We start from the raw sequence: 18598 nt of genomic DNA on the forward strand, positions 1-18598 counted from the left end.
CCCCCCGCCTTGCCCGCCTTCCCGGCCTTGAGCATGCCGCCCGGCTTGAGCATGCCGCCGCCCGGCTTGGCGCTCTTCTTCATCTTGGCCGCCTTCGCGCCCTGCACGGCGGCCTTGCGCCCGGCCTCCGCGCGCGCGATCCGCACCTGGCGGGCGGCCTCCCGGCGGGCGTCCCGCAGCGTGGCGGCGGCCTCCCGGCGCATCGCCTTCGCGTCCGCGCCGCTCTTGATCTGCGTCTCGCGCAGCGCGCGGCGCAGCTCCGCGGCGCGCGGCGGGCGGCGCGGCTCGGTCGCCGCCATCAGCAGCGCGCCGAACAGCGCGGCGTTCTTCAGCAGGTGCGAGCGCTCGCTGGCGCGGCGCTCGGGGTCGTCCTCGGTCCAGTAGCGGTGCTCGGTCGCCAGCGCCGGGACCAGCTGCGCGGCGAGCAGCAGCGTCGTCAGCCGCCGGAACCGGCCGGTCAGCAGCAGCGCGCCCGTGCCGAGGCTGATCGCGCCCTCGATGCGGACGAGCGTCTCGGGGTCCTTGGGCATCCACTCGATCCGGTCGGCGACCGGCTTGACGGCCGGGCCGACCTGCTCGGCGCGCTCGCGCGGATCGCGGATGGCGTCCAGGCCTGTCATGATGTAGGGCGCCGCCACGAGCGGGCGGGCCATGGTCGTGAAGGGTCGCATGACCGGCTACATGCCCAACGCGCCGCGCCTCAAGCGCGGCCGTAAGGGGACTCACGCGTGCCGCGGCGCCATGGCGGCCGGGTGTCGCCGGCTCGTGGTGTTATGGGACCCATGTGCGGACGCTATGCCACCACCCGCGCGCGTCAGGAGCTCCTGGACGAGTTCCAGGTGCAGGTAGACGCGGTCGACGGGGACATCCAGCCCGACTACAACGTCGCGCCGACGAAGCAGGTGCCGGCGGTGCTGAACCGGCGCCCGAAGGACGCCCCGGAGGAGGAGGCCGCGGTCCGCCAGCTGCGGACGGTGCGCTGGGGGCTCGTCCCGTCCTGGGCCAAGGACCTCTCGATCGGCTCCCGGATGATCAACGCGCGGTTCGAGACCGTGCACGAGAAGCCGTCCTACCGCCGCGCGTTCGCCCGGCGCCGGTGCCTGCTGCCCGCCGACGGCTACTTCGAGTGGTACACGATCCAGGACCAGGGCGACTCGCCCGATCCGGCGGAGGGCGAGAAGAAGGCGAAGAAGAAGCCGCAGAAGCAGCCCTACTTCATCCGGCCGAACGACGGCGAGGTCATGGCGATGGCCGGGCTGTACGAGCTGTGGAAGTCGCCCGAGGGCGGTGCCGGGGGGATCGAGGAGGGCGAGTGGGTGTGGACGTGCACCGTCATCACCACCGACGCGCCCGACGACCTCGGCCGGATCCACGACCGGATGCCGATGATCGTCGAGCGGGACCGCTGGGACGCCTGGCTCGACCCGGAGCTCACCGACACCGAGCAGGTCCGCGGGCTGCTCGTGCCCGCCATGGCCGGGACAATGGACGCCTTCCCGGTGTCGAAAGCCGTCAACAGCGTGCGAAACAACGGGCCGGAACTCATAGAGCCGGTCATTTCTGGGGATAGCTCTGGTGATCAGGCCGACAGTTTGTTCTGACCCGTTGTTGTGACCGCGCCGCCTCGGCGGGGGAGGGCGGCTCCAGTGCGAGGAGTGCGCACGACCGTGGACACCGCCGCCGCCCGTTCCCGCCTCGAGGCCATGCTCGTGGATCTGGACCGTTCCATCGCCATTCTTCGCGGCGAGACGCCCGAGCGCGACAGTTCCGCCGCGGACGCCGGGGCCGGTCTCACCGACCACGACCGGGTGGAGGCCGCGCTGGACTCCCTCGAACGCCACCGCGGCCGGGTGGCCGCCGCCCTGGACCGGATCGCCGCCGGCGCCTACGGCCGGTGCGTCGACTGCGGCGAGGCCGTCCCGGAGGGCCGCCTGGAGGCCCGCCCGGACGCCGCCCGCTGCATCGCCTGCCAGGGCAGGCGCGACCGCAGGCGCTGACCGGCCGCCCCTCGCCCCGCGCCCGGCTCCGGCTAGCCGGCCCGGCGGGCGCTGGCGAGCAGGTGGATGCCGAGCGACTCGTCCGTCTGCCGGGCGTTCAGCTCGGTCCGCACCAGGCGGGCGAGCGCGCGGGGCGACTCGCCGAGGACGTGCTCGACCGTGGAGGGCGAGAGCACCGTGCGCGGCCGGATCCACTCGACGTCGAGGCCCGCGTCGGCGAGCAGCTCGCGGAGCTGGTGGGACGAGAACGAGCGGGTGATCGTCCCATCCGGCCAGGGCACGAGGACGACCTCGGCGCTCGGGACGTCCGACAGGTGCGCCCAGTAGTTGCGCTCGGCGAGCAGCGCCATCCCGAGGGTGAGGGAGTCGACGCAGAGCAGGACGCGGCCGCCGGGGCGCAGCACGCGGGCGATCTCCGCGACGGTGGCCTCGGTGGCCAGGTGCCGGGACAGCACGCGGTTCTCGGCGACCACGGCGTCCACCGAGGCGTCGGCGAGGTAGGGCAGCGTGCCGGAGTCGCCGACCACCGGGACCGGGCCCCGCGGCGGGCGCTCCGCTCCGTCCCGGTGGGCGCCGTCCTGGCGGGCGCGGCCGGGCGGGCGGCCCGGGCGGTCGGGATCGCGCACCTCCAGCACCGCGTGGCCGGCGTCGGCGGCCCGGCGGGCGCTGTGCCCCTGGCCGCCGGAGATGTCCAGCACGCGGGACGGCCGCCGCGGCAGCCACCGGGCGAGCTGGGCGTCCGCCACCGCCCGGTAGAACCTCCAGTAGCTGGCCAGGGAGTCCCCGGCCGCGGCTCCGGAGGTGTCGCGCAGGCTGGCGATGCTGGGCTCGGAAGGTCGCGCCGATGGCACGGAGTGCACCAAATGCTCCTGTTCTCGCCGTCTATGTCACTACCTTCCCCGTCCGACCCCGATCATCACCCTGAGTGACGCGGCACCGGGTGCGGCGGGGATCCGGCCGGGGCCTCACCCCGGGAATCGGCGGGGCCGTTCCGGTGTTGCACCGTCTCACACGAGCAATACGGAGGTGCGAGCCGATGACGACAGCCGTCGCCGACCAGCAGCGGAGAGCCGGCGCCGCGGCGGCCCGCGGCGACGCGCGGCCACCCGTCCGCGTCGGCCGGCCGCGCGGACCGATATCGTCTGTGGGACACGACGCCGCAGGCCGAGCCAGGGCCGAGGGCGCCACAGCCGAGGGGGTGGGACAGGTACCGGGCACCACGGAGACCGTGGAGCAGCGCCAGGAGCGGTTCCAGCGCGACGTGCTCCCGTTCTTGGATCAGTTGTACTCGGCCGCGCTGCGCATGACGCGCAACCCGGCCGACGCCGAGGACCTCGTCCAGGAGACGTTCGCCAAGGCGTTCGCGTCCTTCCACCAGTTCAAGGAGGGCACGAACCTCAAGGCCTGGCTGTACCGCATCCTGACCAACACGTTCATCAACTCCTACCGCAAGAAGCAGCGCCAGCCGCAGCAGGCCGCCACCGAGGACATCGAGGACTGGCAGATCGCGCGCGCCGAGTCGCACACCTCCAGCGGGCTGAAGTCGGCGGAGGCCGAGGCGCTGGAGCACCTGCCCGACTCGGACGTGAAGCGGGCCCTGCAGGACCTGCCGGAGGAGTTCCGGATCGCCGTCTACCTCGCCGACGTCGAGGGCTTCGCCTACAAGGAGATCGCCGAGATCATGGGCACGCCCATCGGCACGGTGATGTCCCGGTTGCACCGCGGCCGGCGCCAGCTGCGCGGCATGCTGGAGGACTACGCTGAGGAGCGCGGCCTGACGCGCGCCACCAGGGGGTCATCATGAGCTGTGGGAACCACCACGAGACGCCCTGCGACGAGGTCCTCGCGCGGGTCTACACCTACCTGGACGGCGAGCTCGACCAGGGCGGCTGCGGCGAGGTGCGCCAGCACCTCGACGAGTGCGGGCCGTGCCTGCGCGAGTACGGGCTCGAAGAGGCCGTCAAGAAACTGGTGAACAAGTCCTGCGGGTGCGAGCAGGCGCCCACCGACCTGCGCGCCAAGGTGCTCGGCCGCATCGAGGAGATCTGCGGCGAGATCAAGGCGTCCGGCGGCGCCGACAGGTCCGAGAGCGTCTGAGGCCCGCGCCCGTCCCGTCCCGGCGCGGCCGGGCGCGGGCCCGGCGCTTCGGTATCGTGCTGCGGGTGCTCACACTCGTCACCGGCGCGGCCGGCTTCATCGGCTCCCATCTCGTCGACCGGCTCCTCGCCGACGGCCATGAGGTCATCGGCGTGGACGACCTGTCGTCCGGCACCAACATCCGCCCGGGCGTCGAGATGTGGGAGATGGACGTCGCCGACCCGGCGCTGGCGGAGAAGGTCGCGGTCCGCCGCCCCGAGGTGATCTGCCACCTGGCCGCGCAGGTCAGCGTGCGCGTCAGCGTGTCCGACCCGCTGGGCGACGCCCGCACGAACGTGGTCGGCACCGCCAACGTGCTGGAGGCCGCGCGCGCCGCCGGCGGGCGCAAGGTCGTGGTGACCTCCAGCTGCGCGGTCTACGGGGTGCCGGACGCGCTGCCCGTCCCGGCGGACGCCGAGCTGCGGCCCGCGTCGCCGTACGCGGCCTCGAAGGTCGCCGGCGAGGTGTACGCGGGGATGTACAAGCAGCTCCACGGCATCGACTTCACGACGCTGACGCTCGCGAACGTCTACGGGCCGCGGCAGACGCCCGAGGGCGAGGCGGGCGTCGTGTCGATCTTCACCGACGCGCTGCTGGCCGGCCGTCCGACCAAGGTCTACGGCGACGGCACCCAGACCCGCGACTACGTCTACGTCCTGGACGTGGTCGACGCCTTCGCCCGCGCCGCCGGGGAGGCGGGCGGCGGGGGACGCTTCAACGTGGGCACCGGGCTCCAGACGACCGACCGGGACCTGCACACGCTGGTCGCCGAGGCGGCGGGCGCGCCGGACGACCCGGAGTTCGCCCCGCCCCGGCTCGGCGACCTGCCCGCGATGTCCGTCGACCCGGCGGCGACGCGCGAGGCGCTCGGCTGGGAGCCGACGACCGCCCTCGCCGAGGGGATCGCCGAGACCGTCGCCTGGGCCCGCGAGCGCGGCACTGCGCGCGGCTGAATTCGGGCGCATACCCCAAAACACGGGGTTGTCGCTTTGCGGTTATTTCCTTGGGGTGAGTCTTTTTCATCCGAGAGGTACGGTATGGCGTACCGGCGGTGGCCGACGGGGATGAAAAAGACTCGGGTTGGGCGTGCGTTTGCCGATGCACGTGCATTCTGTTGTGCAGTCGGATTGTGCGCTTACGTTGGGTGTATTCACCGGGGCAATTGATCACCTATGGTGACGGTCGGTTCACGCTTTGCTCAGTTTTTCCCTGACGCCTGTGTGACCTGGGCAGTTCGCGTTAGGCTTATGCCGAAATCAGCGACGGGAGCACGTGCGTGCCGATGCAATTCGGGGTATGTGCTCGCCCGGGAAGCCGGGCCCCGCGCCCGGCCCCTCGGAAGGCCGGCCGCGAGGCCGGGACGGCCCGGATCGGCGGGGGGAGGCAAGGAGCCATGCACGAACGCGTGTCGCCGGCAGGACACGGCCGGTGCCCGAGCGCCCCGGCGTCGTCGTTGATGCTGACCAAGGGCGTGTCCTGGGTCTAGGTGCCGGCAGGCGCACAGCACCCCGGCGGCGGCCCGCCATCTCGTCACTCCCCGAGGGGCGGCAATGCGTGGACTTCCTCTCGCTGCCTGGGCGTACGTCAGCGGTGTGGTGGCCGTCGCGGCCGGCCTCATCGCGACCTCGTCCTTCGCGGAGCTGGACTGGGGCAAGCTGGTCGTGCTGGCCCTGCTGTTCCTGGTCTGCGACTCGGCGCCCGCGCGGCTGACCGTCGCGCGCGCCAGGGTGTCGCTGAGCTTCGCCGCGAGCCTGGCCTCGGTGGTGCTGCTCGGCCCCACCGGCGCCGCGCTGCTCGGCCTGGTCGCCGTGGTCACCGGGCAGCGGTTCTTCGCCCCGGTCAAGCGCGTGTTCAACGGCGCGCAGTTCGCGCTCAGCGGCTTCGTCTCCGGGACGGTCTTCGAGCTGCTCGGCGGCGACCGCTTCCACCCGGAGAAGGCCCGCTGGGTCGAGCACGTCATCGGGCCGTTCCTCGGCGCGCTGGTCGCGTTCGTGGTGGTCAACCTGGCGCTGACCGCCGGGGTCCTGCTGCTCAGCCGGCAGGCCGCGCCGCGCGAGCTGCTGCACGAGAGCGGCCAGCTCGCCGTCGGCTGCCTCGGGTACGGCATGGTCGGCCTGCTGATCGCCGGGCTGTGGCCGCGGGTCGGCCCGTTCGCCGCCGTGCTCGTCCTGCTCCCGCTGTTCATCGCCCGGTGGGCCATGGACCAGGCGTACGCGCAGCAGCAGGCGCACGCCGCCACCCTCGCCGCGCTGTGCCAGGCGGTCGAGACCAAGGACTACTACACCCGCGGGCACTCCGAGCGCGTGTCCCGCGGCTCGGTGATGATCGCGCAGGAGATCGGGATGCGCGCCGACCGGGTCGAGGCGATCCGCTACGCCGGGATGCTGCACGACGTCGGCAAGCTCGGCGTCCCCACCAAGGTGCTGCAGAAGAACGGGCCGATGACCGAGGAGGAGTTCGCCGCGATCCAGCTGCACCCGATGCGCGGGCTGGAGATCGTCCGCGAGATCGGGTTCCTGGACGAGGCGCTCGCCGGGATCATGCACCACCACGAGAAGATGAACGGCCGCGGCTACCCGATGGGCCTCGCCGGGGACGAGATCCCCGAGTTCGCCCGGGTCATCTCGGTGGCGGACGCGTTCGACTCGATGACCTCGACGCGCTCCTACCGGGCCGCCCGCAGCATCGAGGAGGCCGTGGCCGAGCTGCGACGCGGGATGGGCGACCACTTCGACCCCGAGATGGTCGAGGCGTTCCTGCGCGCGCTCGACCGCGAGGGCTGGGAGCCGCCCGACCCGGTCGTGCTGCCGGACGACGACGTCGTCGAGACCACCCGGCAGGACCACGACGACCCGAGCGCCCCGCTGCGGGTCACCGGCGGCGACGAGGTGCGGCACCAGTGACCACCGGCCAGATGCCCGCCCGGGAACGGGCGGCGTGGCAGACCATCGACTCCGGCCAGCTGCTGCTCATCGCGACCGCCGGGCTGTTCGTCGTCGTCGCCGTCACCCAGGTCGCCGCGGTCGGGCTCCGGCAGGCCGACATCGCGATCATGTTCGGCGTGCTGATCGCGCTGGGCGAGCTGTTCCGCATGGTGATGCCGGGCAACCGGGAGGTCGCCCCGATCGCCACCGCGGGCGCGATGGGGTACGCGCTGCTGGTCGGCGTCGGCCCCGAGGGCGCCCCGCCGGGCGCGCCGCTCGGCGTCGTCCCGGCCGAGCACTCCGCGCTGCAGGTCGTCGCCGTCACCGCGGTCGGCATGCTGGTCGGCTCGCTGCCGCACATCGCGGTGGGCCGGATGCCGCGGCCGGACGCGATGGCCCGCCGGCTGTTCAACGTCGCCGTCATCGCGCTGTGCTTCCGGCCGGTGCTGACCCTCGACCTCGCCTGGTACCTGCTGCTGGCCGTGATGGGCCTCGTCGTGGTCGCGTCGTGCTTCAGCGACGTGCTGATCGCCGCGGTGATCCGGGCGGAGACCGTCCGGGCGCGGTTCGGCATCGCGCTGCGCGACGAGATCGAGGCGAAGATCGCGCTGTGCGCGGCGACCAGCGCGACCGCCATGCTGATCGCGGTCGCGACGACCGCGATGGGCGAGGCCGCGCTGCTGATCTTCACCGTGCCGATCCTGGTGACGCAGTTCGCGTTCCGCCGGTACGCCGGGATCCGCGCCACCTACCTGGAGACCGTCCGCGCGCTGTCGCGGGTCACCGAGGTCGGCGGCTACGTCGAGGCCGGGCACTCGCGGCGGGTGGCGCGGCTCGCGGTCGCGATGGGCCGCGAGCTCGGCATGGCCGAGGAGGAGCTGCTCGAACTGGAGTACGCGGCGCTGATGCACGACATCGGGCAGCTGTCGCTCGGCGACCCGATCCCGGGCGGCGCGACCGTGCTGGCGTCCCCGGCCGAGCAGCGCCGCATCGCCGAGCTGGGCGCCGAGGTGATCAAGCAGACCGGGGTGCTGGACCGGGTGGCCCACGTCGTGCAGCTGTCCTCGCACCCGTACCGGACGGGCCGCGACCCGGCCGGTGACGCGGGTGGGCAGCGGCCGCTGCCGCCGCCGCTCGCCAGCCGCATCATCAAGGTCGCCAACGCCTACGACGACCTCGTCGGCGACTCCGCCGACCGCGACCGGGGCGCCGCCGTGCTGGAGCGGCTCCGGCTCGACTCGGCCGCCGAGTACGACCCGACGGTCGTGGAGGCGCTCAGCCGCGTCGTCGACCGGCGGCCCCGCCCGTAGTACCGGGTGAGTCCGTAGCGCCGGAGTAGCCCGTAGCGCCGGGAGAGTCCGTGGGCGCCGTGCGCCGCCGTGACGGCGGCCGCGGCGGTCCACAGCAGCAGCGCGCCGAAGTGCTGGTCGTCCAGCGGTGGCGGGCCCCAGGTGCGGCCGAGGTCCTCGTACCAGTTGCCGAGGACGGTCCCGTCCCGCATGAGCGCCACCCCGGCGAGCACGTGCAGCGGCAGCAGGGCGAACGGCACGAGCGCGCCCGTCGCGCCGTGGAAGTACGCCAGCCCGGCGGCGAGGAAGGCGAGCATGGCGAGTGAGTGGAGCGCGTGGTTGCCGAGCGACGGCGGGAACAGCGGCGACACATACCACGCGTAGAGGCTGAGCAGCAGCAGCGGGCACGCGACCGCCGGATGGCTGAGCGCCCGCAGCCCCCGGCTGCCCGCTGCGGCGGCGAGCAGCGCGCGGCCCTCCCCGCGCATGGCCTGGAGCGCGAGCCGCACCGGAGCCCCGTACAGCAGCAGCGGCGGCGCGATGAGCCCGACGAGGACGTGCTGGACGGCGTGCGCGCTGAACAGCACCATGCTGTAGCGGGAGATCCCGCTCGCGGTGGCGAGCAGCAGGACGAGCAGGCCGGCGGCCCACGCCGCGCTGCGGCGCGCCGGCCAGTCCCGGACGCGCGCGACGCCCGCCCCGTACAGCACGGCCGCGGTGACGATCAGCACGGCGAACAGCGGATCGACCCACCAGTCGAGGAGGTACGGGCCGAGCCCGGCCGGGCCGGGCAGCGGGAAGCCGAGCCGCAGCGCGACGACGTCGAGGGTGCCCGGGGCGTTCTCGGGCGGCGGCGTGCGGGACAGCCCGGCGGCGAGCGCCATCGTCGCCGCCATGACGAGGACCTCGACCGAGCCGAGGCGCAGGAAGGGACGGCGGTTCGCGCCGTCCCGGAGCGCGGGGAGCGTGGCGCGGCGGTGCCACCAGCCGAGGGCGCCGAGCACGGCGAGCGCGACGCCCTTCGCCACGACCAGCATCCCGTACCGCGACCCGAGGTGGACGCCGCCGAGCCGCACCCAGGCGTTGACCGCGCCGCTGGCGCCGACGACGGCGAACGCGATGAGCGCGAGGCCGCTGTACCGCTCGGCGACGCGGGGCAGGCCGTCCCGCATGCCGGGCGCGAGGGTGACCAGGGCGACGAGCCCGCCGACCCACAGCGCGGCGCCCGCCACGTGGGCGGCGAGGCTCCAGACGGCGAGCGCGTGGTTGGCGGCGCTCGCGGCGTGCCCGGTGAACAGCGGCGGCAGCATCGCGGCGAGCGCGCCCGCGAGCAGGTATCCGGCGCCGCCCGCCGCGCGGGGCAGGCTCGCCGCGACGGCCAAGGCGAGCGCGGAAGCGAGGACGAGCAGCAGCGCCCGGCCCTGCGGCAGCTCGATGAGCAGCGTCCGCAGCATGTTCCCGGTGACGCCGCCGAGGCCCGTCCCGAAGAGGTCGAGGACGGTGAACACGATCAGCGCCAGCGTGCACAGCGCCCACGCCAGCGCGGTCAGCGACGCGGCGCGCAGGCAGCGGCGGCCGGTGCCGGACGTCCCCGGCACGAACACGGCGGCCACCAGCAGCCAGCCGACCGTGAGGACCGCCGCGACGTCGCCGCCGAGCCTGGCGACCGACAGCCCGGTCTTGGTCAGCGCCCCCGCCCGCGACAGGCCGGGGACGGCGGTCTCGCTGAACGCGCCGCCCAGCCGCACCACCAGCGCGAGGACGACCAGCGCGAGCGCGGCGGCGCCGATGGCGAGCATCGTCCGGTCGGTGCGGGCCGCGGGCGGGTCGGGGATCGCCTCAGGTGCCGTCACGGCCGGTGGTACGCGCGCACCCCCGCCGCTGGTTCAGGTCAGCGCGTCTCTGCGGGCGGGAATGTGACCGGGAGGGCGACCAGCGCGCGGTGGAATGGGCCGGGACGCCACTCCAGCGCGTCCCTCGGGACGGCGAGGTCCAGGTCGGGCAGCCGGTCGAGGAGCACCTCGATGGCGGCGGACGCGATCAGCCGGGCGTGGCTCTTGGCCGGGCAGGTGTGCGGCCCGCCGGCGAACGACAGGTGCGCGCGGTTGCCCTTCCGGTCGGCCACCGACCGGGACGGGTCGGTGTTCGCGGCGGCGTAGCCGATCAGGACGGGCTGGTGGGCGGGCAGCAGGTGCCCGTGGAAGTCGATGTCGCGGCGGGGGAACGTCGTCCCGTAGCTGGCCATCGGCGGGTCGGTCCACAGGATCTCGTCGAGCGCGTCCTCGACGGGCATGCTGCCGCCCGCGAGGTCGCCGCCGAACCGGTCGTCCGACAGCAGCAGCAGGATGCCGTTGGCGATGAGGTTCTGCTCCGGCTCGGTGCCGGCGCCGATCAGCAGCGTGAGCTGGTGGGCCATCTCCAGGTCGTCGAGGCCGGCGGGGTGCCGCATCATCCACGACGTCACGTCCGCGCCGGGATTCGCCCGCTTGTAGGCGACGAGCTCGGCGTTGCCCTCGGCGAGCAGCGCGTTGCCCTCCTCGGCGGACACGGCGTCGAAGATGGCGCTCATGCCGCGGACGAGCTTGTCGCCGATGTCGCGGGGGCAGCCGAACATCTGGTTGAACACCAGCAGCGGCAGCGTGCGGGCGTACTGGCCGATGAGGTCGGCCTTGCCGTCGTCCGCGAACCGGTCGATGAGGGTGTCGGCGCTGACCTGGGTGTGCTCGCGCAGCGCCGCCGGGTCGATGCGGTCGAGGCTGTCGACGATCACCGACCGCAGGCGCGCGTGCACGGCGCCGTTGGTGAACAGCGCGTTCGGCCGCGCCATCATCATCGGCAGCACCGGGCAGCTCGGGCCGACCTCCTCCTCCCACACCTCGCTGCAGCGCGGGAAGGTGTCGGGGTCGCGCAGGATCTCCAGCGCGGCCTCGTACCCGATGACCAGCGTCGCCGGGACGCCGGGGGCCAGCTCGACGGGCGCGAGGTCGCCGTGGGCGCGCATCCGGGCGTAGGTGGCGGCGGGGTCCCGGGCGTACTCGGGGCCGTACAGGGGGAAGCGCTCCGGTTCGGTCATGCCGTTTCCGTGTCCAGGGTGAGGAGGTGGTCGACGAGGGAGATCAGCGCCTCGGTGGACGACCTGCGGTCGCGGGCGTCGCAGGTGACCAGCGGCGTGCCGGGCGCGAGGTCGAGGGCCTCGCGGACCTCGCCCTCCGGGAAGACGGGCGAGCCGTCGAAGTGGTTGACGGCCACCGCGTACGGCAGGCCCTGCTTCTCCACGATGTCCATGACGGCGAACGACTCCTGGAGCCGGGCCGTGTCCACCAGGATCAGCGCACCGAGGGCGCCGCGCGCCAGGTCGTCCCACAGCCGGGTGAACCGCTGCTGGCCGGGGGCGCCGAACAGGTACAGGACGAGGTCGTCGCTGAGGGTGAGGCGGCCGAAGTCCATCGCGACGGTGGTGGTGGTCTTGTCCCGGATGCCGGCGAGGTCGTCCACGGTCGCGCCGGCCTGCGTCATCCGCTCCTCGGTGCGCAGCGGGCGGATCTCCGACAGCGTCCCGACGTAGGTGGTCTTGCCGACCGCGAAGTGCCCCACGATGAGGATCTTGACGGCGGTCCGGACGCTGTCGCGGACGTAGGACGGGTCAGAGGCGAGCGCGGAGCCCATCGAGCACCTCCTGAAGGAGCCGGACCTTCGGCTGCCGGTCGGCGGGCGCGGCGGCCCGGGTGGTGAGGTGCCCGCCGTCGACGAGGTCGGAGAGCAGCACCTTGACGACCCCGACGGGCAGGTCGAGGTGCCCGGAGATCTCGACGACCGACAGGGCGCCGCCGCGGCACAGCTCGACGATCCGGAGCTTCTCCGGGGTGAGGCCCTTGCGCGGCAGGTCGCCGGTGGCGATGACGAGGGTGACGAGGTCGAAGACGTTGCGGGTCGGGTGCGCCCGCCCGCCGGTGACGACGTGCGGGCGGACCAGGGCGCGCTCGTTCCGGCGCGGGGTCATGCGGGACTGCCCGCGCCCGGTCGCGGCGGGCTGGTCAGCTCCTTGCCCAGCCGCTGCACCAGCTCCTGCAGCCGGAACGACACGGTCTCCATGTCGACGCGCTGCGTCGCCGACACCGCGAGGTAGGCGCCGGGGCCGGCGGCGACGAGGAACACGTAGCCGTCGTCGAACTCGTTGACCGTCTGCCGCCAGGTGGTGCCCGCGTCGCCGCAGAACTCGGCGGTGCTGCGCGCGAGCGACTGCAGGCCCGCCATGCCGGCCGCCTGCCGCTCCGCCTCGTCTCGCCCGATCCGCTCCGAGTGCGCCATGAGCAGGCCGTCGGCCGACAGCAGGATCGCGTAGCGGGTCTCCGGCATCCGCAGCGCGTCGTCGAGCATCCAGCCGAGCCGGTTCGTACCGTCGTCCATCGCGCCGTTCCACCCCTCGTTCATGGCCGCAGATCCTTACTGTCAGCGCCGGACCCGGACGGGTCGCCGGACGGCGTCGCGGCGCGGCCGGAGCGCGTGCCGCGCTGCCAGGCGCCGAGGCCGGCGGCGGTCTCCCGCGCCGGCCGGGGCGGCGGCGGCACCGGGGCGCCGCCGGAGTCTCCGGTGTCCGGCGCGGCCGCCGCGTCGCCCTCGGGTTCGGCGGGGCGTTCGGCGACGGCGACGCGGCTGCGCTTGGGCAGCCCGCCGGCCGTTGACGCGCCCGCCGCCGCGGCCGCCGGGAGCTCCGCCGCCGGTGCGGGCGCCCGCTCGTCCGGGATCTCGGTGAGCAGCGCGGACGGGACGAACACCACGGCGCGCACGCCGCCGTAGGGGGAGTGGCTGTCGACCGACACCCGGAACCCGTACCGGGCGGCGAGCACGCCCGCGACCGCGAACCCGACGCGGGGCGGGTCGCCGAGCCGGTGGATGTCCACCGACGCGTCGCCGGACAGCAGCTCCGCCGCGCGCTGCAGCTCGTCGGCGTCCATCGCGACGCCCGCGTCGTCGATGGTGATGGCGACGCCGTTGTGCGCGGAGCGGAAGTTGACCTCGACGGCGGTGTCGGGACGGGAGTGCCGGGCGGCGTTGTCCAGCAGCTCGGCGAGGGTCAGCACGATCGGCTCGACGGCGCGGCTCGTCACGGCGGCGTTCAGCGACCCCTCCAGGTTGACGCGCAGGTAGTCGCGGATGCGGGAGGTGGCGCCGCGCACCACGTCGGTCAGCGAGGACGCCGACCGCTGCTGCCCCGGCCACGACCCGCACAGCACGGCGGTGGCCTGCGCGCGCCGTCCGAGCTGGGCGTTCATGTGGTCGATGCGGAGCAGGCCCTCCAGCACGTCGGGGTCGTCGTGGCGCTCCTGCATGTGCGAGATGGCGAGCTGCTGCTCGTTCGCGAGGCTCTGCACGGCGCGCATCATCGCGCGCAGCGTCGACTTCGCCGACCGGTCGGCGCGCTCCCGGACGCCCGCGGTGGCGCCGGAGAACAGGTCCACGACGGTGCGCATCGCCTGGCCGTACGCGGGGGCCTCGCGGTCGAGGTCGTGCAGCGGTCCGGTGACGCGCACGCCCGGGTTGGTCAGTGACTCCATGAGCTCGGGCAGCCGGACCTCGGCGAGGTGCCGCAGCTCGCGCTCCCGCAGGTCCAGGCCGTGGGCGAGCACGGAGTTCTGCTCGCGCAGGTCGGCGGTCGCCCGCCGCTGGCGTGCCAGCAGGGCGGCGGCGGCGATGCCGGCGCCCGCCGCGAGGACGAACGCCGCCGCCAGGAGGAATTGCTCCATCAGATCCTCGGTGCAGAGGGGTTTTCGGGCGAGGTGGACCGGCCGCGGGGCCGGAGGTGGGGGGAGTGGCGCGGAACACGCCACAGGTTCGGCACCGTAGGGCGGTTCGGGGGCGCGTGCTTGTGCCCGCGCGCAAGGAACCTGCCGCCGGGCGCACGGCAAGATCACCGACAGTCTGAATCGCGTTACTTTCCGCTGGAATCAGGTGAATCGGTGGCATCGCGCGTACTACGCTCGGGCGCGCAAGCGATCACCGCTCCGGACCAGGTCCGGCGCGGTGCGGACCGGCGGAAAGGGCCTGCGGGTGGACGACCTCCTCGGCGGGCCGGTCCGGCGCGACGCCTACCGGCTCGTCCTGTACGAGGAGGGCCGCCCCGATCCCGGCGCCGAGGGCTACCGGTTCCTGCTGCCGCTGCACGGCGAGCTGCTCATGCTCGACGGCGCCCGCGAGGCGCGGCTGCGCCCCGGCACGGGCGGGCTCGTCCCGCCGGCCGCGCCGCTGCGCGTCGACCGGCGGCGGCCCGGCCGCGCGCTCGTGCTGACGATCCCGGCGCGCGAGATGGCCGGGCGGCCCAACGTCCCGGCGCTGCCGGTGACCGGCATCGACCTGACCGCCGGGCTCGGCCGCGTCGTCGCCGACATGGTGCGGGCCGTCGGGGAGGAGCGCGACAGCCTGTCCGAGCCGCAGTTCGACGCCGCCTGCGACCGGATCACCGAGCTGCTGTGCCTGCTCGTCGCGGGACGCGCCCGGCCGCCCGCGTCGGGCCACCTCGCGGAGGTGGAGGCGGTGGTGCGCCGGCACGTCCGCGAGCACGCCGCCGACCCCGGCCTCACCGGCACCGCGATGGCGCAGGACCTCGGCTGGTCGCTGCGGCAGATCCAGCTCGCGCTGCAGCGGGCCGGGACGACGCCGCGCGAGCTGATCCGCGAGGAGCGGCTCCGGCTCGTCCGGGACCGGCTGCGCGATCCGCTCTACCGGAACGTCACGATCACCGACCTCGCGCACGCGAGCGGCTTCTCCTCCGCGAGCGCGCTCAGCCACGCGTTCCGCCGCCGCTTCGGCGTCAGCCCGCGCGACCTGCGCCGCGACGCGGGGCCTCGCTGACCGGGCCGGGCACGGATTGCCATTCCGCCGCCGCCGGACCGGCGCTAGCATGCGGCGGAGAACCAGCGGCACGGGGCGACGACAGGTCAGGAGCGCCCGTGGACCTCGGCCCCCACCATCTGCGGATGATCGAGGCGATCGCCGCCACCGGCAGCATCAGCAAGGCCGCCGCGCGGCTCGGCCTCACCCAGCCCGCCGTCAGCACGATGCTCCGCCGCGTCGAGGGCCACCTCGGCGTGCAGCTGTTCGTCCGCTCGCCGGAGGGCGTCACGCCGACGCCCGTCGGGGCGGAGGTCGCCACCCGCGCCCGCGCCGCGCTCGCCGGCATCGACGACCTCAACGCGGCGCTCGCGCACCGGCTCCCCGCCGCGCCGCCGCTGCTGCGGATCGGGATCCAGGCGTGCCCGGCGCTGACCGGGCTCGGCGAGCACCTCGACGCGCTGCATCCGGAGGCGCGCCTGCAACTGCGGGTCGACCCGGGCGGCGGCCGCATCCTCGCCCTGCTCGGCTCCGGCGCCCTCGACATCGGGCTGTTCCAGGAGCCGGCCGGCCACGACCCGCGCCCGCGCGACGGGCTGCGGCGGCTCGTCCTGGTGGAGCGCGAGCCGCTGCTCGTCGGGATGGCCGCCGCGGGCCCGCTCGCCGACAGACCGGCAGTCGACCTCGCCGACCTCGCCGACCGGGACTGGCTGGACGACCCGCTCGACGACGGCCCGTGGCCCGCCCACTTCCGCGCCGTGTGCGCGGGGGCCGGGTTCACCCCGCGGGTGCGGTACTGGTCGAGCGACTGGCAGATCTCGGCGTCGCTGATCCGGTCCGGGCGCGCCGTCGGCCTCTACCAGCCGACCGCGGCCTCCCGCGACGGGATCGCGTTCCGCCGCATCGCCGGCGACCCGCTCGCGCAGCGCGTGGTGCTGATGTGGCGTCCCGAGGCCGAACCGGCGGCGGAGCGGCTGCGCGCCGCCTTCACCGGCGTCTACCTGGGACTCGTCCAGGCCCAGCGGATCTACCGCGAATGGTGGGACGAGCATCCCGAGGCGCACCCGGCACTGCTCGCCGCGCGGGTCCCGGGAGGGGGACCGGCCTCCGGGACCCGCGCGCCGAGCCGCTAGTAGCTGCCCCTGCGCCGCCGCGCCACCGCGATGCCCGCGGCGGTCACGGCACCACCCGCGCCGAGCGCCAGGAGGGCCGGTGCCGGGCCCCGATCCGGCACCGGCCCGCGGACGCCGGTCGCCGGCGAGTAGCCGCCGAGCTTCCCGGACCGCTGGTAGGCCGTCCCGGGGAGCTTGTCGGCGTACCGGCCGTGCACGAGCCGCTGGTACGCGGCCACCGTCACGCCGGCCTTCCCGACCGACGTCCTGGCGGTGTCGTTGAGGGCGGTGACCCGGCCGTCCTTCAGCCGGTACCAGGCGTGGATCTGCGGCTCGGTGAACACCGTGCCGCCGTCCGCCCGCGCCGGGTAGGCCGCCTCGTCCGACCCCGAGATGATGTTCATGACCTGCCAGCTCGCGCCGGACCCGGTCAGCCACACCGTCGCGTGCTGCCCGCTCGCCGACGCCGCGCCGACCGCCATGTAGGCGAACGTCGCGACCGGGGCGCTCTCGCCCTTCACGAACGCCGGGTTCAGCGAGTAGACCTTCTGCGCCGCTCCTTGGAGCCGCGGCGCCTTCGCTTGGGCCTGCGCCTTCGTGACGGCCTGGTTCGTCAGCTGACCCCGCTGGTGCTGGTCCAGGTGGACGAAGAACTCCGCGAGCCGCTGCCGCGCCGCGGGCGCCTGCGCCGCCTTCGCCGCGGCGGCCTCGTCCGACGGCGGCCCGGCGGCCAGCGCCACGCTCCCGCCCATCAGCACCGTGCCGGCGATCACCGTGCCGCCGATCACCGCGCCGGCCGCGATCTTCATACTGCCGCGCATCTCAACCCCCGATCCTGGACAGGGCCTGGCCCCATCGGAACTGGTAGTTGCTGACGTAGCTGCTATAGGACATCTCCCCGTAGCGGGGGCTGGACGGCCACGGGTCGCCGTAGGAGACCGTCTGTCCGGAGTAGCCGTAGATGACCTGCGCGTGGCCGCCGCCGGCCGTCCAGTAGATGCCGGTCAGGATCGGGCGCCGCCCGTTGATCTCGGCCTGCACCGACGAGAGCGACAGCGGCCCGGAGACCTGCCCCGGGGAGAGCCCGAGCGCCTGGAACGCGCGCTGGTCGTACTCCAGGTAGCCGGCCTGGTTCGGGCAGTAGCTCCCGCGCGGGTAGCCGCGCCCGAGGTTGCAGAAGTCGTTCTGGCTGACGTTCCCCTTTCCGAAGAACTGGGCGATGGTCAGCCCGCTGGCGACCCAGCACCACTGGTTCTGCTGCTGCACCTGCTGCGTGATCGGCAGGTCCTGCGCCGAAGCCGCCACGGCCGGCGCCGCGAAGGTGGCCGCCGCCACCCCCGCGGCACCGGCCGCGAGCCACCGGCGTGCCCGGGCGGGTCGGGTACGCGTTCTCATGCTTCCGCCATTTCTCCCGGCGTGGGCCGCGCCCCCCGCGCGACTCCGGGCCGGTGCCGGGGGAAACTCCGGCCGGAAATCCCCGCGCGAGGGACCGAGGAACGCCACAAAAGTCGCACCGCACCCCGAACGCGCGGAAATGCCAGCAGGCCATAACACGCCGCAATACCCGCCGCTCTGTGCCGGACGACCTGGACGCCCCGCCGCCGGCGGCGTTCACTGGGGTGCGTGGACGCACCACTCGACCGCGCGCCCGCCCGCGCGCTCGCGACCTGGTCGGGGCTCAACTGCTCCGTGCTCTTCTGCGACGTCGCGGGCTTCGGCGACCCGTCCCGCGACGACGACGACCGCCGCGTCGTCCGCGACGTCACCTACGGGGTGCTGCTGGCCGCGCTGGAGGCGTCCGACGTCCCCGCCGCCGACACCTACCGCGAGGACCGCGGCGACGGCGCCCTGGTGATCGTCTCCCCGGCCGTCCCGACCGCCTCGCTCATCGACCCGCTCACCGGCCACCTGGCCGTCGCGCTCCGCCGCCACAACCACCGCGCGAGCCCCGCCGTCCGCGTCCAGCTCCGCGTCGCCCTGCACGTCGGCCCCGTCACACCCGACGCCGAGGGCCTGAACGGCCAGGCCATCATCCAGACCGCCCGCCTCATGGAGGCGCCCGCCCTCAAGACCGCCCTCGCCGAGACGGGCGCCGACCTGGGCTTCATCGTCTCGTCGTTCGTCTACGACGCCTTCGTCGCCCACCTGCACGGCGCGCTCGACCCGCGCGCCTTCGAACCCGTGACGGTCACCGTGAAGGAGACCACCACCGAAGCCTGGATGTACCTGGCGGGCACCACCTCGCGCCCAGCCGCGCGCCCGGCCCCGCCGCCCCCGCGCTCACCGCTGTCGCTTATACACGGCTGACGCTG

At 74.3% G+C, this 18598-nt stretch carries 19 protein-coding genes and 1 pseudogene; 10 read left to right on the forward strand and 10 right to left on the reverse strand.

The features are described from left to right. Positions 1-671, reverse strand: a 671-nt coding sequence (locus ETD96_RS21375) for a DoxX family membrane protein (RefSeq protein ID WP_138638244.1), incomplete at its 3' end; no start/stop codon positions are given. A 111-nt stretch (positions 672-782) separates the two neighbouring features. Between ETD96_RS21375 and ETD96_RS21380 the strand changes: the two genes are divergently transcribed. Both ETD96_RS21380 and ETD96_RS21385 read left to right on the forward strand, forming a co-directional pair. After that, positions 783-1601, forward strand: a complete 819-nt coding sequence (locus ETD96_RS21380; RefSeq protein ID WP_171069157.1) for an SOS response-associated peptidase — start codon at positions 783-785, stop codon at positions 1599-1601. A 54-nt stretch (positions 1602-1655) separates the two neighbouring features. Further along, entirely contained in the window at positions 1656-1997 is a 342-nt protein-coding gene (locus tag ETD96_RS21385) for a TraR/DksA family transcriptional regulator (RefSeq protein WP_240807968.1), read from the forward strand. Between the two features lie 32 nt (positions 1998-2029). On the opposite strand, the gene ETD96_RS21390 is transcribed toward ETD96_RS21385, so the two are convergent. After that, on the reverse strand, positions 2030-2857 hold the full coding sequence (locus tag ETD96_RS21390; protein ID WP_240807970.1) for a class I SAM-dependent methyltransferase: 828 nt from the start codon (positions 2855-2857) through the stop codon (positions 2030-2032). Positions 2858-3195: 338 nt separating this feature from the next. Between ETD96_RS21390 and ETD96_RS21395 the strand changes: the two genes are divergently transcribed. The 5 genes from ETD96_RS21395 (at position 3196) to ETD96_RS46790 (ending at position 8367) form a co-directional block, all read left to right on the forward strand. After that, positions 3196-3801 (forward strand): sigma-70 family RNA polymerase sigma factor, encoded by a 606-nt coding sequence (locus ETD96_RS21395; RefSeq protein ID WP_138638246.1) that lies wholly within the window; start codon positions 3196-3198, stop codon positions 3799-3801. After that, entirely contained in the window at positions 3798-4094 is a 297-nt protein-coding gene (gene rsrA, locus ETD96_RS21400) for a mycothiol system anti-sigma-R factor (RefSeq protein WP_171069158.1), read from the forward strand. The genes ETD96_RS21395 and rsrA overlap by 4 nt, the downstream gene beginning before the upstream one ends. Before the next feature lie 65 nt (positions 4095-4159). After that, the gene (locus ETD96_RS21405; protein ID WP_138638248.1) at positions 4160-5086 is read left to right on the forward strand and encodes an NAD-dependent epimerase/dehydratase family protein; all 927 of its coding nucleotides are present in this window, start codon (positions 4160-4162) and stop codon (positions 5084-5086) included. Between the two features lie 597 nt (positions 5087-5683). Beyond that, positions 5684-7036, forward strand: coding sequence for an HD-GYP domain-containing protein (locus ETD96_RS21410; RefSeq protein ID WP_138638249.1), 1353 nt, complete (start codon positions 5684-5686; stop codon positions 7034-7036). Between the two features lie 11 nt (positions 7037-7047). Continuing rightward, positions 7048-8367, forward strand: a complete 1320-nt coding sequence (locus ETD96_RS46790; protein WP_138638260.1) for an HD-GYP domain-containing protein — start codon at positions 7048-7050, stop codon at positions 8365-8367. A gap of 77 nt (positions 8368-8444) precedes the next feature. Here the strand turns inward: ETD96_RS46790 and ETD96_RS47935 are convergent. The 6 genes and pseudogenes from ETD96_RS47935 to ETD96_RS21445 form a co-directional block, all read right to left on the reverse strand. Then, positions 8445-10145, reverse strand: a pseudogene (locus ETD96_RS47935) (bifunctional copper resistance protein CopD/cytochrome c oxidase assembly protein); the annotation flags it as partial. A gap of 92 nt (positions 10146-10237) precedes the next feature. After that, on the reverse strand, positions 10238-11419 hold the full coding sequence (locus ETD96_RS21425) for a cytochrome P450 family protein (RefSeq protein ID WP_205719381.1): 1182 nt from the start codon (positions 11417-11419) through the stop codon (positions 10238-10240). Continuing rightward, positions 11416-12012 carry a GTP-binding protein gene (locus ETD96_RS21430; protein WP_138638251.1) on the reverse strand — a complete coding sequence of 199 codons (597 nt, stop codon included), beginning with the start codon at positions 12010-12012 and terminating at the stop codon, positions 11416-11418. The genes ETD96_RS21425 and ETD96_RS21430 overlap by 4 nt, the downstream gene beginning before the upstream one ends. Beyond that, entirely contained in the window at positions 11990-12346 is a 357-nt protein-coding gene (locus tag ETD96_RS21435; protein ID WP_138638252.1) for a DUF742 domain-containing protein, read from the reverse strand. The genes ETD96_RS21430 and ETD96_RS21435 overlap by 23 nt, the downstream gene beginning before the upstream one ends. Continuing rightward, positions 12343-12777: a roadblock/LC7 domain-containing protein gene (locus ETD96_RS21440; RefSeq protein ID WP_240807972.1), complete on the reverse strand. Its 435-nt coding sequence runs from the start codon at positions 12775-12777 to the stop codon at positions 12343-12345. The genes ETD96_RS21435 and ETD96_RS21440 overlap by 4 nt, the downstream gene beginning before the upstream one ends. Further along, positions 12774-14090: an ATP-binding protein gene (locus ETD96_RS21445; RefSeq protein ID WP_138638253.1), complete on the reverse strand. Its 1317-nt coding sequence runs from the start codon at positions 14088-14090 to the stop codon at positions 12774-12776. The genes ETD96_RS21440 and ETD96_RS21445 overlap by 4 nt, the downstream gene beginning before the upstream one ends. Positions 14091-14367: 277 nt before the next feature. Here ETD96_RS21445 and ETD96_RS21450 point away from each other — a divergent pair, with 277 nt between their 5' ends. After that, positions 14368-15195, forward strand: a complete 828-nt coding sequence (locus tag ETD96_RS21450; protein WP_240807974.1) for a helix-turn-helix transcriptional regulator — start codon at positions 14368-14370, stop codon at positions 15193-15195. A 98-nt stretch (positions 15196-15293) separates the two neighbouring features. Then, positions 15294-16307 (forward strand): LysR family transcriptional regulator, encoded by a 1014-nt coding sequence (locus ETD96_RS21455; protein WP_138638254.1) that lies wholly within the window; start codon positions 15294-15296, stop codon positions 16305-16307. On the opposite strand, the gene ETD96_RS21460 is transcribed toward ETD96_RS21455, so the two are convergent. After that, positions 16304-17107 (reverse strand): hypothetical protein, encoded by an 804-nt coding sequence (locus ETD96_RS21460; protein WP_138638255.1) that lies wholly within the window; start codon positions 17105-17107, stop codon positions 16304-16306. The two genes, ETD96_RS21455 and ETD96_RS21460, sit on opposite strands and share 4 nt — an antisense overlap. A gap of 1 nt (position 17108) precedes the next feature. Beyond that, positions 17109-17681, reverse strand: coding sequence for a papain-like cysteine protease family protein (locus ETD96_RS21465; RefSeq protein ID WP_138638256.1), 573 nt, complete (start codon positions 17679-17681; stop codon positions 17109-17111). A gap of 228 nt (positions 17682-17909) precedes the next feature. Between ETD96_RS21465 and ETD96_RS21470 the strand changes: the two genes are divergently transcribed. Next, positions 17910-18593: a hypothetical protein gene (locus tag ETD96_RS21470; RefSeq protein ID WP_138638257.1), complete on the forward strand. Its 684-nt coding sequence runs from the start codon at positions 17910-17912 to the stop codon at positions 18591-18593. The last annotated feature ends 5 nt before the right edge of the window (positions 18594-18598 follow it).

It is taken from the genome of Actinomadura geliboluensis (assembly GCF_005889745.1).
GTDB lineage: Bacteria > Actinomycetota > Actinomycetes > Streptosporangiales > Streptosporangiaceae > Spirillospora > Spirillospora geliboluensis.

Coding starts and splice junctions, on each gene's coding strand:
- ETD96_RS21380 (WP_171069157.1), top strand. CDS start 783: ATGTGCGGACGCTATGCCACCACCCGCGCGCGTCAGGAGCTCCTGGAC.
- rsrA (WP_171069158.1), top strand. CDS start 3,798: ATGAGCTGTGGGAACCACCACGAGACGCCCTGCGACGAGGTCCTCGCG.
- ETD96_RS21410 (WP_138638249.1), top strand. CDS start 5,684: ATGCGTGGACTTCCTCTCGCTGCCTGGGCGTACGTCAGCGGTGTGGTG.
- ETD96_RS46790 (WP_138638260.1), top strand. CDS start 7,048: ATGCCCGCCCGGGAACGGGCGGCGTGGCAGACCATCGACTCCGGCCAG.
- ETD96_RS21425 (WP_205719381.1), bottom strand. CDS start 11,419: ATGACCGAACCGGAGCGCTTCCCCCTGTACGGCCCCGAGTACGCCCGG.
- ETD96_RS21430 (WP_138638251.1), bottom strand. CDS start 12,012: ATGGGCTCCGCGCTCGCCTCTGACCCGTCCTACGTCCGCGACAGCGTC.
- ETD96_RS21435 (WP_138638252.1), bottom strand. CDS start 12,346: ATGACCCCGCGCCGGAACGAGCGCGCCCTGGTCCGCCCGCACGTCGTC.
- ETD96_RS21440 (WP_240807972.1), bottom strand. CDS start 12,777: ATGAACGAGGGGTGGAACGGCGCGATGGACGACGGTACGAACCGGCTC.
- ETD96_RS21445 (WP_138638253.1), bottom strand. CDS start 14,090: ATGGAGCAATTCCTCCTGGCGGCGGCGTTCGTCCTCGCGGCGGGCGCC.
- ETD96_RS21460 (WP_138638255.1), bottom strand. CDS start 17,107: ATGCGCGGCAGTATGAAGATCGCGGCCGGCGCGGTGATCGGCGGCACG.
- ETD96_RS21465 (WP_138638256.1), bottom strand. CDS start 17,681: ATGAGAACGCGTACCCGACCCGCCCGGGCACGCCGGTGGCTCGCGGCC.